We start from the raw sequence: 21,992 nt of genomic DNA on the forward strand, positions 1-21,992 counted from the left end.
TAATTAAATATTAAAATGGAAAACGAAGTAAAACATTATTTGAAATTAAACGTAGCAATAGAAGCATTAATAGACAGATGGTACGCATGGTCTCATCTGGTATCGCCGGCTACTGCTGCTATGAATATCAAAGAAAGACACTTAAAAATAATGCAGTCCTATATAAAAAATCCTAAAACTCATGCAGCAGCCGTCAAAAAGCCCGAAATGTTAGGAGGACCTTTTATCGATTATAATGGCGAACGAGTAGATGAAATAAGCGAATTGTATGAGCAAACATTAGTAAAACGCGAGAACATGTTGTTGCTGTACGACGCTGTTCATGAGCTAAACACCATGTTGCAAAAAAATGCCATAGGATACTCCTTAAATCCGTTATACAAAGAAGTACCTGATAGCTTAAAAGGTTTGGTCGAATTGTATTATGATTTGAACAATAAACCCAACTTTCGCTTTTTTGAGCATCTTTTATATAAAACCGAGTTTTATGATGAAGCAACACAATCAATTTCGCTGCAATTAATAAGTGCAGATGATTCCCGATCGTTCGTTTTAAGCACACCAAGATTAGATGATGAACATTTGATTCACCTGGATCTTGAATTTAAAAACGGTTTGATAGACGAATTATTCAAAATGAAAAGAGTTCCCGGAGACGCAAAATCAATCCTGAAAAAACTAGGAATAAAACCGGAACAAGAAGGTTTGTTCGAAAGTTTTTTTACAACCGAAGCACCAAAAAAATATCAAAAATACGAAGGAGACGGTATCAGAACCAGATATTTTGGACATGCATGCGTTCTTGTAGAAACAAAAGACATTTCGATACTTGTAGATCCCGTTATTAGTTACGACGGATACGAAACAGATGTGAACCGATATACAATCAATGATTTACCGGAACAAATAGATTATGTTTTAATCACACACAATCATCAGGATCATATTTTGCTGGAGACTTTATTGCAATTGCGACACAGTATAAAAAATATTATTGTGCCTTCGTCCGGCAAGGGCGATTTGCAGGATCCTAACCTAAAACTGATGTTTAATGCAATAGGTTTTAATAATGTAATTGAGCTAAATGATATGGAATCTATTCAGTTAGATAAATGCGAGATCACTGGAATCCCTTTCCTTGGCGAGCATTCAGACATTGACATTCGATCTAAGTTGTGTTACCACGTTAGTTTGCATAATGATTTTAAAGTAATGTTTGTTGCTGATTCGTGCAATATAGAACCTATAATTTATGAAAGAATTCATGCTGTTATAGGAGCAGTAGATGTTATTTTTCTTGGTATGGAGTGCGATGGAGCACCATTAAGCTGGCTTTACGGACCCTTGATGTTTGACAAATTGCCTCGCGAAATGGATCAGTCAAGACGTCTTGCAGGTTGTGATTTTACACAAGGAGTAAACCTGATCGATATTTTTAAACCCAAAAACGTCTTTGTTTATGCAATGGGACTTGAGCCTTGGCTGGAATTCATAAGCTCAATAAAATACACAGATGAATCAAGACCTATAATCGAATCCAATAAACTGGTAGACTATTGCAGAGAACGAGGAGTTGAGGCAGAACGTTTATTTGGCGAAAAAACAATCGAATATTAATAAAAGGCAGGTTTTAATAATTGCAAAATAAATAGCATTAAATTTTAGATATGAAACACTTATTATCTGAGTTAGAGAATCACAATATTCAAATTTCGTTAAATGGAGATAATCTTGATTTAAGTTTCGATGGTACCGAAATAGATCAAAATTTACTTAATGAGATACGAACACACAAATCAGAGTTAATTGACTATTTGAAGAAATATGCTCATTTTAATAAAAATGAACATATAAACCCTATTGATAAAAATAGTAGTTACCAGTTGTCTGATACCCAACGCAGATTATGGGTGCTTTGTCAGTTCGAAAATGCTTCAAATGCTTACAATATGCCAACACGTATTTTTCTTGAAGGAGAATACGATCCGTCAAAATTTGGTTTTGCAATTGCTGCAGTATTAGAGCGCCATGAAATCTTGCGTACCCTATTTAAGAAAGATCAAAACGACGAAATCCGTCAATGGATACAGCCGTTAGAAGACTTAAATTTTCAACTGGATTATAAAGACTTTACAAACGAAGCTTCTCCCATTGCCAACGCCGAAAATTATATTGCCAATGATTCATTTAAGGCATTCGATTTAGAGAAAGGCCCCTTAGTACGTGCCAGTTTATTGCAGGTAGCGGCAAACAGTTATATTTTTTATTATAATATGCACCATATCATAAGCGATGGCTGGTCTATGGAAATCCTGGGAAGAGATGTAATGTCGTACTATCATTTTTATCAAAACGATACACCTTTAAATCTTCCTGAATTAAAAATTCAGTACAAAGACTATGCAGCATGGCAAATTACACAAATCGATAGTGATGTTCTAAGCACCAGCAAAAAATATTGGTCAGAAAGGTTCAAAGGAGATCTGCCTACAATAGCTTTACCCAGTCAAAAAAAACGACCAAGAGTTAAAACATTTAATGGTCATAGTCTTAGTACACAAATTCCTTTTGAACAAACGCAGGGATTGCGCAATCTTTCGCAGGAAGCAGGAGGTAGTTTATTTATGGCATTATTAGCTGTCTGGAAAGTTTTAATCTATCGCTACACCTCGCAGGAAGACCTGATAGTTGGAACCGCTGTGGCAGGCAGGGATCATACAGATCTCGAAGATCAGATAGGTTTTTATGTAAATACGATAGCTTTTAGAAATAGTATAATACCCGAAGAAACTTTTAATCAGACCTTTGCCCGAATAAAAGCAAGCACACTAGAAGCCTACAACCATCAAATGTATCCCTTTGATCGATTGGTCGAAGATTTAAACGTAGTAAGAGATTCCAGCCGAAGTCCAATATTCGAAGTAATGTTTACAATTCAGAATCTTGGAGACAGGCAGGCAAAAAAACAATTTGAAATAAGTGACGCTATAAGGGATTTGGGAGAAAGCAAATCCAAATTTGATCTCGCAGTAACTTTTGAAGAAATGGGCGAACATTTGTCTTTTGTAATTACCTACAATTCAGATGTTTATAAAAACGAAATGATTACACAATTAATGATTCATTTCAAGTCACTATTGAAAGAATTATTAAAAAATCCGGATCAAAAAATTAGTACTGTTGATTTTTTATCTCCAAGTGAGAAAAACGTATTATTACTTGATTTTAATACTACCGAAGTTAACTATCCAAAACATCAGACAGTTTTAGATTTATTTGAAGAACAAGTAGCTGCTAACCCGGAAAAAATTGCAGTATCATACGAACAGGACAAGCTTACTTATAGAGAACTTGAAGAAAAATCGCGTCAATTGGCGCAGTACTTTATTGGTAACGGGATTGAGAAACAATTAATTCCTATTTGTGTAGACCGTTCTCTCAAAATGGTAATCGGGATATTAGGAATCCTGAGATCAGGCAACGGTTATGTACCTGTCGAAGGCAGTTTTCCGCAAGAAAGAATACAGTATATCCTAGAAGATGTTCGATCAGAATATGTTGTAACCAATACTCTTTATGCATCAGTTTTTGATACGGTAAAGTGCATAAATCTGGATACTTTCGAGTATCATTTGCAAAACACAGCAGCAATAGACATAAAGATAGCGCCAACAGATCTGGCATATTGTATTTATACCTCCGGAACAACGGGAGTGCCAAAAGGCGTGGTAAATGAACATGGAGGATTATTGAATCGCCTGTTATGGATGCAGAATGATTTGCAAATAAACTCAGATTCAGTACTGTTGCACAAAACACCTTATGTATTTGATGTTTCGGTATGGGAGTTAATTATGCCGTTTATTGCAGGAGCGCAGTTAGTGATTGCTAAACCGGATGGACATAAAGACCCTGAATATTTACTGGATATAATAGAGGGAGAAGCTATATCGATTGTACATTTTGTTCCTTCTATGTTTGGAATGTTTTTAGAATATGCTGTCGAAGAAAAATGTAAAAACCTATCGCATATTATTTGCAGCGGCGAAGCTTTGCCCATACAAATGGTTCAAAAATTTAAGGAAATATTCAAAAACGTAAAACTTCATAATTATTACGGTCCTACCGAAGCAGCAATAGATGTAACAGCAATAGATTTAACACAAAGCAATTTGCAAAAAGATACCGTTAGTATAGGGAAACCTGTTGCAAATACTAAAATTTATATTGTAGATAAATTGTTGAACCTACAACCATTAGGTGCTGTTGGAGAATTGCTTATAGGAGGAGTTCAGGTAGCAAGAGGTTATCTCAATAAAGCAGAATTAACGAGGGAAAAATTTATAGAAAGCCCGTTTACAAAAGGCGATCGCTTATATAAAACAGGCGATCTGGCACGTTGGTTGCCTGACGGCACCATCGATTATATTGGCAGGAAAGACAATCAGGTAAAAATAAAAGGACATCGTATTGAACTTGGAGAAATAGAACATGCTTTATCTAATTATGAGGACATAAGTAACAGCGTAATAGTGGTAAGGGAAAGAAACGAAAACAAATATCTCGTTGCTTATTATACTGCAAAAGAAGAGCAGGACGCTCTGGAACTTCGGAATTTTTTACAGAATAAATTGCCAATCTATATGGTGCCGGAGTATTTTATGTATCTAAAAGAATTTCCGTTGACCGTAAACGGAAAATTAGATGTAAAATCTTTACCGGATGTAGAAGTTACAGTAGGCAATAATTATGTAGCTCCTTCGAGCGAGTTAGAAGAACAACTGGTTGAGATTTGGGCAAACGTACTTAAACTCGATAAAGAAGTGATAAGCGTAAACCGAAATTTCTTTGAACTGGGAGGTAATTCAATGGATATCATAATACTAAACAATAGAATAAACCTCGAATTTAATTCCAGTATTTCGGTTACAGAAATGTTTGGATTAAGCACCATACTCGAAGTGAAGGAATTTATTTTGAAAGGCGGAAACGGGCAATTGCACCAGATAGAAGATAATATTGAGCATGCTATTAATGATGCTACTGAAAATTTAAGACTACTAGATAATTTTTAAAAAGTTTACGCACATGAGTAATTACACAGGTTTAGAGGTAGCGATTATAGGAATGTCCGGAAAATTTCCGGGCGCAAATGATATAGAGAATTTTTGGGAAAATCTAAAAAACGGAGTAGAATCAATTGAGTTCTTTACTCCCGAAGAGTTATTGGAAGAAGGAGAAGATAAACGAAATATAGAAAACGAAAGGTATGTAAATGCCAATTCGTATCTAAAAGACAAAGAATATTTTGACGCTGATTTTTTTGGTTACCTGCCGGACGAAGCAAAATTAATGGACCCACAAGTTCGTTTGTTTCATCAGGTTTGTTGGGAAGCCCTGGAAGATGCAGGATGTAACCTTAAGGATCCTTCAAACAAAATAGGATTATTTGCAGGAGCAGCCTCAAATATAAACTGGGAAATGTATGCGGCGCTAATCAATAATCAGGGATTAGTAGATGATTTTTCGGCTTTTCAGTTAAGGAACTCGAGGTTTCTTGCTACCAGAATTTCGTATGCTTTTAACCTGAAAGGAGTTTCAATGTTTGTTGATTCTGCTTGTTCTACTTCCTTGGCGGCAGTACATCAGGCATGCAGGAGCTTATTGGTTGGCGATTGTAACATCGCTATAGCCGGTGGTGTTGCGATTACCAATAAATCCAAAAAAGGATACATGCATCAGGAAGGAATGATAAATTCCAGAGATGGTCATTGCAAAGCTTTTGATGATGATTCGACTGGTACCGTAATAGGTGAAGGCGCGGGAGTTGTTATTTTAAAATCTTTAAAAAATGCAATAAGAGACAGAGATCATGTATATGCTGTAATTAGAGGAACAGGTATAAATAATGATGGCGATAACAAAGTAGGATATACAGCACCCTCTATCGACGGACAAATGGAGGCTATCATGACGGCTCAAAGATGGGCAAAAGTAGATCCTGCCTCTATTGGTTATATAGAAGCCCATGGAACGGGAACGAAACTGGGAGATCCGGTAGAAATTGCAGCCTTAAAAAAAGCATTTAATACGGATAAAAAACAATTTTGTGCAGTAGGATCTGTAAAAACAAATATTGGTCATCTGGATACTGCATCCGGAGTAGCAGGATTAATAAAAGCCGTTTTAGCCTTAAAACACAAACAAATACCACCAAGTTTACATTTCAAAAATCCAAATAAAGCGATAGATTTTGCCAACAGTCCTTTTTATATCAATACAAAATTGCAAAACTGGAAACAAGGCGATACACCACTTCGAGCCGGAGTAAGCTCTTTTGGAATAGGAGGTACCAATGTGCATATTGTTTTAGAAGAAACACTTACCAAAGAAAAAGGCTCCGCAAGCAGACCTTATCAATTATTGTCATTGGCAGGTAAAACCCCCGAGGCGTTAAACCGAAACATAAATAAGTTTACCAATTTTTTAAAAAATAATACCGAAGACGATCTTGCAGATATTGCCTATACGCTACAAACAGGGCGAGAATCATTTGCTTACAGAAAGACTGTAGTTTGTAAAGACAGAGCAGAAGCAATTGCATTATTGTCATCAGAAAACACAATCGACGCTCATAAAACAGCCGGTGTATCAAATAACAGTACACCAAAAATAGCATTTATGTTTTCTGGTCAGGGATCGCAATACCACAATATGTGTGTAACGTTATATCAAAACGAACCTGCTTTTAAGGCTATTACAGATCAATGTCTGACCTTTATAAAAGAAAAATACAATAAAGATTTAAGTACTGTATTGTTTAGCGATCAGCAGGCAAAAGAAGATTCAGGCATTGATGATACTGAAAACACACAACCTGCCTTATTTATAATAGAATATGCTCTGGCACATGTCTTAGAATCCTGGGGTATAACTCCGGATATCATGATTGGTCATAGCATAGGCGAATATGTTGCAGCTTGTATAAGCGGCGTTTTTACTCTTGAAGAAGCCTTGCATCTGGTGGTAAAAAGAGGAGAGCTAATGCAAAAAATGCCACGAGGTAAAATGGTAAGCATTGCAATAGCAGAGCAGGAGTTACTACCTTTATTAAAAGATCATAAAAACATATCGTTAGCCGCAGTAAACAGTACTGAATTGTGTGTGGTTTCAGGAGAAGATGATGCAATCGAAGCATTTCGATTAGCTCTGGAAGAAAAAAACTACGTGTGCAGACCTGTGAGAACCTCACATGCGTTTCATTCTTATATGATGGATGAAGCATTGGAGGACTATAAAAAAGAATTTGCAAACATAAAATTCAAGAAACCTCAAAAAAGTTTTATCTCCAACCTGTCCGGTACAATTGCCTTAGATCAGGAAGTTACAACAGCAGAATACTGGTTGCGCCATTTGCGTGAAACTGTTTTGTTTGCCAAAGGTATCGAAACTATTTTAGACCATAAAATTAGTACCCTTGTAGAAGTTGGACCCGGAAAAGTGCTGAGCTATTTAGTAGCAACCAACAACAAAAAAAGTGCTAACCATAATATTGTAAACTTAGTAAGAAGCGTTAAAGAAGAGGGAGATGATTTGCAGCACCTTCTTGTCGCTGTTGGCAAATTGTGGGAGCAGGGATTTTTGCCACAATGGTCAAAATATTATCAAAACGAACAAAGAAACAAAGTCTCGTTGCCAACGTATGATTTCGAGAAAACATCTTATCCAGTTAATGTAAACGCTGTTGACTTAATAAAAGAACAATTTGATGCAGTTGGTTACAGCAATAAGAACGAAACCATTGGGGTAAATGTATCTTCGTGGAGAAGTTCATTATTGCCCAATTCAGGATTTGGACAGAGCGAAAAAAGAAATTCTTTTTTGGTTTTTTCAGGAAACGAAAATTTCAGTCCGTCAGTAATCAAGGAGCTTGTTGCCAACAATCATAAAGTAATCGAAGTTAAGTTTGGAGCAGAATTTAAGGAAATTTCAAAAGAGATTGTAGAAGTAAATCCTCAAAATATTTCTCAATTGTGGCACTATCTTAAACAAGCTTCGATCACGATTGGAGATATTGTTTATTGTGCAGCATTAAGTCAGGAATCAGGAACCGTAAACTACGAGGTGATAGACGACCAACTAAATCAGGGATATATTGATTTATGTTATATAATGCAGTCTTTACCACATCTTGATCCAGATGAAAAAATAAGTATAACCGTATTTAATAATCATATTGCAAAAGTTTTTGACGAGGATAAATTTAATTCATTAAAAGCCACCATACTTGCACCTGTTAAGATTATACCTTCAGAAATATTTCAGGTAAGTTCTAAACTGATCGACATACCATACCCATTTGCAGATGCGGTACGAGCAGCAAAATATTTGCCTAAACTTATTAACGAGTTGTTTTACGAATCAGACAACAGCCCGTTTGTAGCATACAGAAACGAACAGCGCTGGATTCCTGGTTACGACACCCTTACAGACAATCAGGAGTTAAGTTCCGGAGTAACCATAGTTCCGGAAGGTGTTTATATTATTACAGGAGGATTTGGAGGTATGGGATTTTCTATAGCTCAGGATTTAGTCTTTAAAAAAGGAGCAAATGTTGTTTTATTGCATCGTTCTGCTTTTCCGGATCGTTTAGCATGGACTGATCTGTTGTTAAACAAAGACAAAGCATCAGGAAAAGAAGCAGATGTGATCCAGAAAATAGAGGCACTTATAAAAATGGAAGCCACAGGATGTATCGTACAATTGCATCAGGTAAATGTGTCTGAAGAAGCCGAAGTAAAAAATGTTCTCGAAGAAATAAAAGAGCAGCATTCTAAAATAAATGGTCTGATATGGGCAGCCGGCGAAATAGATTACGGAGGCATTATCCTGAATAGAAACCGCGAATCATTACTAAAATACAGTAGCTCAAAAATAGCAGCAGTTTTGTTGTTTGAAAAATATTTGAATTTTGCCGAATTAGATTTTGTAAGTCTTTTTTCGTCTATAGGAAACGTATTCTATCAGTCAAAATTTGGACAGGTTGGCTACAATGCTGCAAACGAATTTTTGCAAAGTTACGCCGCTTATTTAGAACAAAAACTAAACATTCACGCTTTTGCAATCAACTGGTGCGATTGGTTAAATGTAGGTATGACCGTAAAATCGTTGCAGAACGCATCAGAGCAAAGCATCGAAAATGCAAACAATCAAATCGATGGTATTTATCCGGAAGAAGGAGTGGCAGTATTTTATCGTTGTCTTGAAAGTAAAGCCGTTTCTACGACCGTATACAAAGGCAATCTGACAGAAGCCATTAAACAACACGAAGCAGAATATCAAAAAATAAAAAAAGAACTGACTTTGCCAAACGCAGTAGCAATTACGGCAATTGAAGATCAAAATGTAAAGAGCGCAGAAGAGATCGTAATCGAAGTTTTCTCGCAGTTTTTTGGCAAAACAGGCTTCGATTTAAACACAGATTTTTTCGAATTAGGCGGAGATTCCTTAAAAGGGATGACCTTGTTGTCGCGTATCAATCAGCAAATAGGTTCTTCGTTATCAATTGGGGATTTGTATAAACATTCGACCATACAAGCATTGGTCAAATTACTGTCAAAAACAGCAATAGGCACCCATATAATTCAAATTCCTAAAGTGCCGGAAAAAGAAAACTACAAAGTATCCTCTGCACAAAAGCGAATGTACTTTTTACAATTTCTAAACCAGGAAAGTATTGCTTACAACGAAATACAGATATTAGAAGCAAAAGGTATCCTGGATCCGGTTAAAATAAAAAAGGCATTAGAAAAACTGGTCCAGCGTCATGAAAGCCTTCGTACTTTTTTTGAATTGGATAGCGGAGCAATAGTTCAAAAAATAAACAAAGATATTCGCCTCCATATAGAAGAGTATGTTTCAGACAGAGAGGGTATAGAAACGATAATTAAAGCATTTATCCGTCCGTTTGATTTAGCTGTAGCACCATTGTTTCGTTTTGGAATTATACAATTGTCAGAACAGGAGCATATATTAATTCTGGACATGCACCATATCATTACAGATGGTATTTCGAAAAACACATTAATTAGTGATTTTCTAACCTTTTATAATGGGGTAGAATTGCCGGATTTAAAATTACAATATAAAGATTATGCCGAATGGCAACAAAGTGAATCAGAACAACAGCGAATTATCAAACAAAAAGAATTTTGGTTAAACCAATTCTCTGATGATATCCCGGTGCTGGAATTGCCTCTGGATTATGTTAGGCCTGCACATAAAAATAATGTGGGAGATTATGTAGAATTTAGCTTAGATACAGCAGACACAAATGCCTTAAAAACATTGACAGAAGGGCATAACGTATCCCAATTTGGCTTGTTATTGTCTATTTTTAATGTCCTGCTAAGCAAAGTATCCAATCAGGAAGATATTGTAATAGGGACCTCAATGTCTGGTCGTTTGCACGCTGATCTGGAAGGTATTTTAGGAATGTTTGTCAATGTTTTACCGTTGCGAAATTATCCTGACGGAAACCTGAGTTTTATTGAATTATTGGCAAATGTAAAATCAAATACATTGGCTTGTATGGACAATCAGGGCTATCAGTTTGAAGATTTGATAGAAGCACTCGGGATAAAGCCCAATGCAAGCCGTGACGCCTTATTTGATGTTTTATTTGATTACCATAACTTTGAAGAAACACCGGCAGCAGAGATTTCAGATTTAAGTTTTAGCGGTTATGGCAGAAAGCAAAAAACCTCAAAGTTTGATCTTACCTTAAGAGCAAAAGAAGTAGAGAACAAAATCTATTTAGGTTTTGAGTATCGAACAGATCTGTTTAAAAAAGAAACCATAGAGCAATTTGTAAACTATTTTAAAATAATAGTCACTACCATCATTGCAAACAAAAATGTGCGATTGTCAGACATAAATATCCTGGATGAACACAGTACAAATAAATTACTGCATGTTTTTAATGCTACAAATGTCGAATATGCGGCAGATAAAACCGTATTGGATTTATTTGAAGATCAGGTCGCAAAAACACCTGATGCCGTTGCCGTAGTTTTTGAAACTAAAAAAATCACCTACAAAGAACTCGATAGTTTATCGACTCAAATGTCTTATAATTTAATACAAAATTATACTGTCGAAAAAGGGGATATGGTTGGTGTGCTCCTGAACCGAAGCGAGTGGACGATTATTACCATTTTAGGAATTTTGAAATCAGGCGCAGTATTTATTCCTGTCGATTCAGAATTGCCAGCAAATCGTCAGGCCTTTATTGTTACCGATACAGCCTTGAAACTATTGGTTACAGAAACCTCATTTTTACTGGACCTTGATTTTTATGAAGGAAACGTAATGTCTGTAGACGTAGAGTTTGAAACCTTTGCAGATGCTTTAAATATCGATAGTATCGATTTGGCTCCAAATGACTTAGCCTACATTATCTATACCTCAGGATCAACAGGACAACCCAAAGGTGTTATGATCGAATATCGCTCATTAACTAATTATTTGCTATGGGCAAAAGAGCAGTATTTAAGCGGAAGCCTGATCAATAAAAATTTTGGTTTATTTACCTCTTTATCTTTTGATCTAACCATAACCAGCTTGTTTCTGCCTTTGATAAGTGGTGGAATACTGAAAGTACTTCCTTCAAGCAGTTCTGTAGTGAACTTACTCGAAAACTACCTTGACAGCGACCTGTCCTGTATTAAATTGACGCCTGCACATATTAGTGTTTTAGGCAATTTGGAGATACAATCAGACAAAATCGAAGTGGCAGTAGTAGGAGGAGAAGAACTTAAAAAAGAACATGTCGAAATATTAAGAAAAATAAACCCTTCGATAAAAATCTATAACGAATATGGTCCTACCGAAGCCACAGTTGGTTGTACGATTTTTGAAATTAAATCGTCTGAAGAACTAATCCTGATTGGTAAACCAATTGCAAATACTTCGATATATATCCTCGATAAGTTCAACAGATTACAACCAGAAGGTGTTTTAGGAGAAATAAGTATTGGTGGTTCAGGATTAGCCAGAGGTTATTTGAACAGATTGGACCTGACATCAGAAAAATTTATTGCAAACCCGTTCATAGAAGGAGAACTACTCTATAAAACAGGCGATTTAGGAAAATGGCTGTCCAATGGTACCATTGATTATAAAGGCAGGATCGATCATCAGGTAAAAGTAAGAGGGTATCGAATCGAATTAGGAGAAATCGAAACGCATATTTTGCAATTCTCACCAGCTATAAAACAGGTTCTGGCGCTAATAAAAGAAGTAAAAAACGAAAGTTGCATAGTCGTTTATTATGTTGCGGATCCTGAAATCGATAAAGCCGAATTGAGAAGTTATCTTCTTAAAAACCTGCCAGAATATATGGTTCCTGATTTTTATGCAGCACTAAAATCAATACCCTTAAACTCCAGCGGAAAAGTAGACAGAAAAGCGTTGCCCAATATTACAGGCGATGATTTGATTAAAAAAGAATATGTCGCTCCAAGAAATGAAATAGAAGAAAAACTGATAAAAATAGTAGCGACTATTCTGGAAGCCAAAGAAAATGAAATTGGTATAAATGATAGTTTTTTTGATCTGGGGATGAATTCTCTAAAACTAATTATCATGGTCAATCACATCAAGACAGAATTAGGTTTAGGGATCAATATTGCCATTCTTTTTGAGTTCTCGACTGTTAATGAACTGTCTGGTAAAATAGACGAATTAATAAACGAAACAGAAGGAGATAACGAAGATTTATCAGGTAAGGAAGAAGAAAACCAAACTGATTTATTAGAACAATACGATGACTTTTTAGAACAGATTGTAGATTAATTAAGAAGAATATTTTATGAATAGAGAGTCCATAAAAAGAGATATTGCCATTATAGGTATTTCCTGTAAATTTTCGAAATCCGAAAATCCAAATGAGTTTTGGGAAAATTTGAAGGAAGGAAATCAAATGATACAGTTTTACTCAGATGAAGAACTTGCAAAATTAGGGGTTGATAAAAGCACGATTAATAATCCGGCATACATTAAAAGAAAGTCTACGATACAAAATTCAGATAGTTTCGATTATCCGTTTTTTTCTTATACAAAAGATGAGGCAAATTTAATGGATCCTCAAATTCGAATCCTGCATCAACAAGTGTGGTCAGCCATAGAAGATGCAGGCTATAATGCGTCTGCGTACAAGGATAAAATTGGAATGTACATGACTGCCGAAGATAATTTTAACTGGATTGCCCACAGTTTTATCAGCGAAAACAAAAATGTAGACCCCTTTTATTTATCCTTTATAAATAATAAAAGTTTTATCAGTAGTTTAATATCCTATAACCTAAATCTAAAAGGTCCTAGTGTTGCTATTGATACGGCTTGTTCCAGTTCCCTGATGACAGTGCACCTTGCCAGTAAAAGTTTGTTGTTAAGAGAATGCTCATTGGCAATTGCCGGAGGCATTAATTTGAATACAAAAATAAATAGAGGACACTTTTATCAAGAGGGAGGGATAGGTTCAAAAGATGGATATTGCCGCACGTTTGATAGCGAATCATCCGGAACAACAGGTGCCGAAGGTACAGGAGTAGTAGTGCTAAAAAGGCTCGAAGAAGCGATAAAGGACAGAGATAATATTTATGCCGTTATTCGTTCCTCTGCCGTTAACAATGATGGTCGAAAAATAGGCTATACCGCTCCAAGTGTAAAAGGACAGGCAGAGTGTATAAAAATGGCGCATAGAATGGCAAATGTGCCTTATAATACCATATCGTATATCGAAGCACACGGAACAGGTACAAAACTTGGTGATCCCATTGAAATTGAAGCCCTCAATCAGGCATTTAATTATGATACAACACATCAGTGTGCTGTAGGATCGTTAAAATCTAATATTGGTCATTCCGGAAATGCTGCCGGAGTGGGCGGACTGATAAAAGCCACTTTATCTTTAAAAAATAAAATGATTCCGGGAGTATCAAATTATAAAATTCCCAATCCGGAAATAAATTTTAAGGGAGGCCCCTTTTTTGTAAATAACCAATTGACAAAATGGGAATCAAAAAATAATTTGCCGCTTAGAGCCGGTGTAAGTAGTTTTGGGATTGGAGGAACGAATGTGCACATCATCCTGGAAGAATTTGAAAAGACCGAAACACAAAGCGCTTCACGTCCGTTTCAGTTAATTACCTATTCTGCCAAAAACGAGAATTCATTAATTAACTATAAAGAAAAGCTAAAAACCTTTGTCGAAAATCAGCCTTTTCAATTGGCAGATTTAGCCTATACGCTAAAAACGGGCAGAGCAGAGTTTGCCTATAAAAGTGTGATAGTTGCAAAAGACAAAGAAGAGTTAGGATCAAAATTGCAGGATTCGAATCTGGCAATCGAAGTACAAAAAGAAAAGAAAGATCTTGTTTTTATGTTTTCCGGACAAGGAACACAGTATTTTAAAATGGGAAAAGATTTGTACGATCACGAACCCGAATTTAAAAAAATAATAGACGAAGGATTTCAAATCCTGCACAAAAATACCGGAGAAGATTTTGCCCAAATTTTAGGCTATCGATCAAATGAGACGATCGATGAAAATCGCATAAATGAAACACAATACACACAGCCGCTTCTTTTTTTAATCGAATATGCATTGGCTTCCGTATTACTAAAATGGGGAATAAAACCCCATAATATGATTGGTCATAGTCTGGGCGAATATACCGCTGCGTGTATCGCTGAGGTATTTTCGTTTGAAGATGCCCTGAAATTAATTGCAAAAAGAGCACAATTAATGAGCGGGGTCGAAAAAGGCAGTATGGTTGCCATTGATGCCTCTATTGATACAATTGTAGGATTACTGAACACCAATCTATCGATTGCAGCCATAAATTCGCCTACATCATGCGTGGTTTCAGGAACCAAAAATGACATCGAAAATTTTATTCAAATACTCACCTTACAGGATATTTCATGTTCTCAGTTAAAAACCTCACATGCCTTTCATTCCGGTATGATGGATGTTATTTTAGAAAAATATGAGCAGGAACTCGATACAATTCAATTCTCGAACCCTAAGTTGCCATACATTTCGAATCTTACCGGAAAACAAATTCTGGATACAGAAGCCACTTCGTCAAAATACTGGGTAAGACATTTAAGAGAAACCGTAAATTTTAGAGACGGAATCGATTTTGTACTTCAAAAACCGAATGTTGTTTTTATAGAAATTGGTCCGGGAAAAACACTATTGTCGCTAAGCAGGCAAAACCAGAAATATACTAATACCCATGTGGCGATCGAATTGTTGCGACGTTTTAATGAGTCGACAGATGATAATGAAAAATTTACGACTGCCATAGGAAAAATATGGAGCAACGGAATAAAAATCGACTGGAACGAATATTATGCAACAGAAGAGCGAAACAGAATTTCAGCTCCTACCTATTCTTTTGACGGTTATAAACTGGATTTTTTGGTCGATCCTTTTCAAAAAATTGCAAGCGGATTATCAGATTATAAACCATTTGATCAGTGGTTCTATATGCCAAACTGGAAAAAAGCAGTTTTAGCAAAAAGCAAAGATCAGGATACAAAAAGTAAACATTTTTTAATTTTTTCTGATGATAACAACGTCTCAAATTTACTTGAATCACAACTAACTACACAAGGAAACAGTGTTATAAAAGTGATAAAAAGTGATGATTTTGAGCGTGTCAATGACGAATTGTTCCAATTAAATCCAGGCAAAGAGCACAATTTTACAGCATTGTTCAAAGAACTTGAGCGTAACAATACGCCAATAGATCAAATTATTTTCAATTGGAATTTCGAAGGCGAAGATCAGGAAGCAATGTTGTCTGTTTTTAATACATTCAATGCGTTATGCAAAAGTTTGATTAATTATAATCCGGATTTCAAAAAGAAAATTACACTACTATCCGGTTTGAATCATGAGATTTTAGGAGACGAGAAAAGCAATATTGCTTTGATCGCTTCAATGAAACAATTGTATGTTTGCTCGCAGGAAAATCCCAACCTGTTTAGTTGCAGTATAGATATTAATCAGGAAATAAACGATCCTGAAATAATTGCCAAAGTGATCGAAGACCTACAGTATAACTACACAGATACTACGATCGCGTTTAGAAACGGAAACCGTTGGACGCAGTTTTACGATAACCTGAATCTGGAAGTAAAGGAAGAAAACAAATACCTTAAAACAGATAAAACCTACCTCATTACCGGTGGTTTAGGAAAAGTAGGCAAAATATTGTCAACGCATTTATCAGATACTTACAACGCAAAAATAATACTAACAGGCAGAAGCAGTATCCCGCCAGAAGATCTTTGGGATAACGTTTTAAGCGATTCCGGAACAAATGCTAAGGTAGTTGCTGCCATCAAAGCGCTAAAAGAGTTAAAGAAAACGAACAAACAAGTTTATTATTATACCGGAGACGTTTCTGATTATAGCACTTTTAGTAAAGTAGTCGAAAAAATAGAAGCAGATCACGGTCAAATTTCCGGAGTAATTCATGCTGCCGGAAACATAGAAAATTCAACTTTTAAGAGCGTAGAAAATTTAAGCTCAGAGATTGCCGTAAAACAATTTTTGCCTAAAGTTCAGGGGACCTTAAATATCAATTCCATTTTTGAGCACAAATCTTTAGATTTTGTATGGATAACGTCAAGTTTAGCGTCTGTTTTAGGCGGATTAAATTATGGTGTATATGCAGTATCAAATGGCTTTATAGATGCTTTTGTCAATTCCGGACGAAGAGAATTAAAAAATTGGTTTTATGTAAACTTAGATGGCTTATCAGAAGAGAGAATAGACGATAAAAAACTAGTTGAGGTCTTTGAAAGAACCTTTTCTTTACAAGATTCAGCCCAGCTAATTGTATCTGCAAGAGATCCTAATTCGTTCAAATTAAAACATGGTATTGATAGTATAGAAGACCAAACCATCGATAACGAACGCACCGTAGATCGAAATGTTTTGAGTGTAAGTTATCAGGAGCCTGAAACTGAAACAGAACAAAATTTATGCGAAATGATTCAGTTATTTTTTGGATATCAAAAAGTAGGAGTACTCGATGACTTTTTTGAGATGGGCGCAGATTCTCTAAAAGCAATGACCTTGCTAAAAAGAATCAATAAAACGTTTAGCGTAGAAATGAATATTCAGGACTTTTATTCGAACCCCAATATAAAAAAACTAGCGGCAGAAATAGAACTGGCAATAGAAATTGTGAGTTTGCAGGACAATCGAAAAGGGGCAAATACATTGGTTATTTAGTTGTTATATTTCAGGATTTATGAATTTAGACTAGATTTTCTTTTGCCCTTTCAGGGCAATAATGTCGCTTAATTTAGATCATAGTGCGATGCACTATGCTCTTGCTTTTGGACTTTCAGTCCATTATTTTAGATTTGGTGTACTAATTTCAAAATGGTTGCGCTATCATTGAATTAAATGTTATTAAATTAAAATAAAATTTAAAAAGATCTTCCGGGAGTTTTACTTCCGGGAGATTTTTTTTTGACAAATTTTTCATGAAATTAAGAAAAGCGCTCTGAAAGAGCCCTGGCAATAGTATGGTGCGGAGCGCCATAAAATAAAGGATAATTTGTATTTTAAGCCCTGTAAGGGCGAAAGCAAATGCCCTAAGCAAACGTTTATTGTAATTATTTATTAAAAAAAAGAAAAAGTCTTACTATGAATTTAGATTAGATTTTCTTTTGCCCTGAAAGGGCACAAATGTCGCTTAATTTAGATCATAATGCGATGCTCTATGCTCTTGCTTTTGGTCTTTCAGGCCATTTTTTTAGATTTGGTGCAATGATGTCAAAATGGTTGCGCTATCATTGAATTAAAAGTTATTATCTTAAAATAATATTTAAAAAGATCTTCCGGGAGTTTTACTTCCGGGAGATTTTTTTTGACAAATTTTTCATGAAATTCAGGCTCTTTTAAACCATCTGATTTAGAACAACTTCTTTGTTTATTTATCGAAATAAAGGGAGATTTTAAACCCCGTAATTTTTATTTAAAAACCCCGTAATTTTTATCCTCATTCGAGCATTATTTTCGCAATAGTAGGCAATTACGATTTTTAAGTACGACAGACACGATGGTTGATTTAATAAAAGAATTACAAGAAAAAAACATAAGAGTTTCATTGAAAGAAAACAATCTCGAAATCAATTTTGATGGCGAGATCGATGATGTAATTTTAAAAAAATTAAAAGAAAATAAAACCAGACTAATGGATTTCCTTACTCAGCATTCAAATGTGAATAAAGGAATCAAAAATGTACAATTATCCGAAAGTTATCCAATCTCTAATGCCCAAAAAAGATTATGGATACAAAGTCAGAACGAAGAAAATTCTAAAACCTATAATATTTCAAATCTGGTTGAGCTTAACGGAGATTATGATGTAAGTATATTCGAAGCTGCAATTTTTGAAATGATTAACAGGCATGAAATACTCAGAACTATCTTTAAATTAAACGAAGACGGAGAAGTAAGACAATTGATTTTGAGCCACACTCAATTAGATTTTAAGGTAGCGCATCTTGATTTTAGAAATGACAAAGAGCCTTATAACAAAGCCATAGCCTATATCCATAAGGATAATGATACGGTTTTTGATCTGGAAAACGGTCCGTTATTAAGAGTAGCTTTTATAAAAACAGCTGATAATTTGTGCATTTTTTATTTTAACCTACATCATATTATTACTGACGGATGGTCATTAAAAATATTGCAAAGAGATTTATTTGCTTATTATGAAGCTATTAAATATGGCAATAAATGCAATCTCGAAAATTTAAGAATACAATATAAAGATTATGCATCGTGGCAGTTTTATGCGATAAAAAACGGAGATTATAAAAAACATGAAGAATTCTGGGCGCAATTATTATCCGGAGACTTACCAAAATTAGACCTGCCGGGTATAAAAACCAGACCCAAAACAACTACCTACAACGGCCATGCTTTAACCACTTATCTTAATCCGGTTTTAACCGGCAGGATTAAGGATTTTTGCATCCAGAATGGCGGAAGTTTGTTCATGGGACTTTTATCAGTACTTAAAGTGCTCCTTAATAAATACACCGCTCAGGACGATATTATTGTAGGTACTGTGGTGGCGGGCAGAGAAGATTCTGATCTCGAGGATCAAATAGGATTTTATGTAAACTCTCTTGCTTTAAGAAATAAAATTGATGTAAACGATAGCTTTTTGCGGTTTTTTAATAACGTAAAAAAAGCTACACTTGAAATATTCTCGCATCAAATTTATCCGTTTGATGTACTTGTAGAAGAGATAAATCCGGCAAGGGATTTTAACAGAAATCCATTTTTTGATATCATGTATGTCCTTCATAACATAGTCGATACAGACAATCAACCCATAATCGACGAAGATAAATATGATACTGTAATTGATTCCGGGAACATGAAATCTAATTTTGATTTGAATTTTGAGTTTGAGGAAATTGGAAATTCAATTTCTTTTGTCACAATTTTTAATGAAGATCTTTATGATAAAGTGAAGATTGAGAAATTCATGACCCATTTTAAACAATTACTTGCGGTACTCTTAGAAAATCCCAATGCAATTGTAAAAAGTATAGAATACCTGACAACTGCAGAAAAAGAAGAACTCCTGGCAGCGGAGTATTGGAAAGGTGTTTTTGCAGCAGGAATTCCTAAAGTCAAATTTCCGTTTGAGAAACAAAGACCTGAAAATTATACCTATACAACAAATAAAATACAGTTTGAAGTTGACAATGAACTTACAAAACAATTAAAAATAATTTCCGGTAATCCTGAAGACAGCCTGCATACGACAGTATTATTTTTAGTAAAACTCCTGATTTATAAATATACAGATCAGGATAAAATTATGATTGGTTCGCCATTTTATTCAATAGAGAAGGCTGGCGACAATAATTCTTCAGCAGCACACAATTTTTTGCCCATTGTTTCGAATATCAAAGAAGATGATTCCTTGCAATACCTGTACGGATCTATTAAAAATAGTATTTCAAGTATACAGGATGATTTTTGGATTTCATCAGAAGTACTACGGGAACAAATAGCATACAAAGAAGAGCAATCGTACTCCGGACTTTTTAATGTTTTTGTAGATTTTCAGGAAAAAACGAATCCTTTATCCGGTGCCGGAACATTGGCAAAAGAATTTCAAAACAATACTAGTCCTGACAATGACCTGTTAAGTCAGTTTGATCTTTCGTTAGAATTTCAGGAAAAAGCAGATGGCTTAGATTGTATTTTAACCTACAACAATTCACTTTTTGATAAAATTCATATCGAGCTTTTTGCAAACAGGTTTTTAAATCTGGTCAGGCAGGTAACCCATCAGGAAAACGATTTTGGCACCACACAAATAAGTAATCTTAATTTAGATTTTAACCTGCAACTGCCTGCGGGTAAGGATAAACAAAACACCATTTTAGAAGAAAATTTCTAAAACAATAATACAGCATTTTCTATACAGGAATACCTTTTTTTTTAGAAATGCCATGAAATGAAGAATCTTTTTAATTAAACATTTTGACGAGAAACACATGATCAAATCATTAATTCAATCAATGGTAGTTTGCCCAGATATGAGCAAAACCTATCCAAAAATTCAATACGGAAAAGGGATTTATCTTTTTGACGAAAACGGTAAAAGATATTTAGACGGATCAGCAGGATCTTCTTCTGTAGCAAACATTGGTCATGGACGTCAGGAAGTGGCAGATGCCGTGAGCCAGCAAATCGCCAGAGTGTCTGTATTGCCAACACATGCTTTTAGTTCAGAGGTTGTCGAGAATTATCTGGACAGGCTTGTAGACTTTGCTCCGGCTGGTTTTCAAAAAGCATGGACGGTTATGAGCGGTACAGAAGCGGTCGAAAATGCCTTAAAACTTGCCCTGCAATACCACCAATTAAGAGGTGATACAAAACGCTACAAGATCATTTCGAGATGGAGTACCTATCACGGAAATTCGGTTTTTACACTTGATGTGGGCGGCATGAAAGCAAGACGCGAATTGTACAGCAAATGGCTCAATAATTTCCCGCACGTATCTGCAGCTTACAACTACAGAAGACCGGGTGAATATAATGAAGCCGAATATGTAGAAAGTCTTCTTAATGAGTTTGAAACTACTATAGTCGAAGCTGGACCTGAAACCATTGCAGCATTTATTGCAGAGCCTGTTATTGCCGCAGCATTAGGAGCGGTTCCGCCACCTGAAAATTATTTTAGAGGGATTTATGCCATCTGTAGAAAATATGGAATATTAGTGATATCTGATGAGATTTTGTCCGGATTTGGAAGAACAGGTGAAAATTTCGGGATCAATAATTTTGGAGTAGTTCCGGATATTATTGCTTGCGGAAAAGGAATCAGCGGCGGTTATTTTCCGTTATCAGCAGTAATCGTTTCAGAAAAAGTGATGTCACCATTTGTAGATACAAAAACAGCCTTTTTAGGCGGTCATACTTTTGCCTGCAACCCTGTAGGGGCAACCGTTGGTAATCTGGTACTGGATATCATCGAAAGAGAAAAATTAATCGATCACTCGAAAAATATAGGAGCAATTTTTCTTAAAAAACTAGAATCTCTTTATGAGTTTGATATCGTTGGCGATGTTAGAGGAATTGGGTTACAATGCGGGATCGAACTGGTTCAGGATAAAATTACCAAACAACCGTTTCCTGCCGCAATGGGAATTTCTAAAATGATTGGCGAAAAATCGATCGAAAAAGGCGTAGTTCTTTATCCCGGCAAAGGTTCTGTAGATGGCATTTCAGGAGACCATATCCTGATAACACCTCCATTGACAATAAACGAAGAGCAACTGGACGAAATTATTTCGGTTTTAAGAACTTGTTTAAAAGAAGTTACAACAGAAATTAAAAAGCAAAGAGTATAACATGGAAAACA

General features: G+C 35.5%; 6 protein-coding genes. All 6 read left to right on the top strand.

The window, feature by feature from the left end; translation table 11 throughout:
- Positions 1-15: 15 nt before the first annotated feature.
- The 6 genes from B0A64_RS03875 (at position 16) to B0A64_RS03905 (ending at position 21,981) form a co-directional block, all read left to right on the top strand.
- Complete coding sequence (locus tag B0A64_RS03875) at positions 16-1,617, top strand: MBL fold metallo-hydrolase (protein WP_089478230.1); 1,602 nt, start codon at positions 16-18, stop codon at positions 1,615-1,617.
- Positions 1,618-1,667: 50 nt separating this feature from the next.
- The gene (locus B0A64_RS03880) at positions 1,668-5,075 is read left to right on the top strand and encodes a non-ribosomal peptide synthetase (RefSeq protein ID WP_089478231.1); all 3,408 of its coding nucleotides are present in this window, start codon (positions 1,668-1,670) and stop codon (positions 5,073-5,075) included.
- 13 nt (positions 5,076-5,088) lie between these two features.
- Complete coding sequence (locus tag B0A64_RS03885; RefSeq protein WP_089478232.1) at positions 5,089-12,855, top strand: hybrid non-ribosomal peptide synthetase/type I polyketide synthase; 7,767 nt, start codon at positions 5,089-5,091, stop codon at positions 12,853-12,855.
- 16 nt (positions 12,856-12,871) lie between these two features.
- Positions 12,872-17,317, top strand: a complete 4,446-nt coding sequence (locus tag B0A64_RS03890; RefSeq protein ID WP_089478233.1) for a type I polyketide synthase — start codon at positions 12,872-12,874, stop codon at positions 17,315-17,317.
- A gap of 835 nt (positions 17,318-18,152) precedes the next feature.
- Positions 18,153-20,525: a condensation domain-containing protein gene (locus B0A64_RS03900; RefSeq protein WP_089478235.1), complete on the top strand. Its 2,373-nt coding sequence runs from the start codon at positions 18,153-18,155 to the stop codon at positions 20,523-20,525.
- 97 nt (positions 20,526-20,622) lie between these two features.
- Positions 20,623-21,981 (top strand): aminotransferase family protein, encoded by a 1,359-nt coding sequence (locus B0A64_RS03905; RefSeq protein ID WP_089478236.1) that lies wholly within the window; start codon positions 20,623-20,625, stop codon positions 21,979-21,981.
- The last annotated feature ends 11 nt before the right edge of the window (positions 21,982-21,992 follow it).

The sequence above is a fragment of the Flavobacterium araucananum genome (genome assembly GCF_002222055.1).
GTDB classification, from domain to species: Bacteria; Bacteroidota; Bacteroidia; order Flavobacteriales; family Flavobacteriaceae; genus Flavobacterium; species Flavobacterium araucananum.

What these genes read in the sequence shown, in the direction of transcription:
- B0A64_RS03885 (WP_089478232.1), top strand. Translation starts at nt 5,089, where the DNA reads ATGAGTAATTACACAGGTTTAGAGGTAGCGATTATAGGAATGTCCGGA.
- B0A64_RS03900 (WP_089478235.1), top strand. Translation starts at nt 18,153, where the DNA reads ATGGTTGATTTAATAAAAGAATTACAAGAAAAAAACATAAGAGTTTCA.
- B0A64_RS03890 (WP_089478233.1), top strand. Translation starts at nt 12,872, where the DNA reads ATGAATAGAGAGTCCATAAAAAGAGATATTGCCATTATAGGTATTTCC.
- B0A64_RS03875 (WP_089478230.1), top strand. Translation starts at nt 16, where the DNA reads ATGGAAAACGAAGTAAAACATTATTTGAAATTAAACGTAGCAATAGAA.
- B0A64_RS03905 (WP_089478236.1), top strand. Translation starts at nt 20,623, where the DNA reads ATGATCAAATCATTAATTCAATCAATGGTAGTTTGCCCAGATATGAGC.
- B0A64_RS03880 (WP_089478231.1), top strand. Translation starts at nt 1,668, where the DNA reads ATGAAACACTTATTATCTGAGTTAGAGAATCACAATATTCAAATTTCG.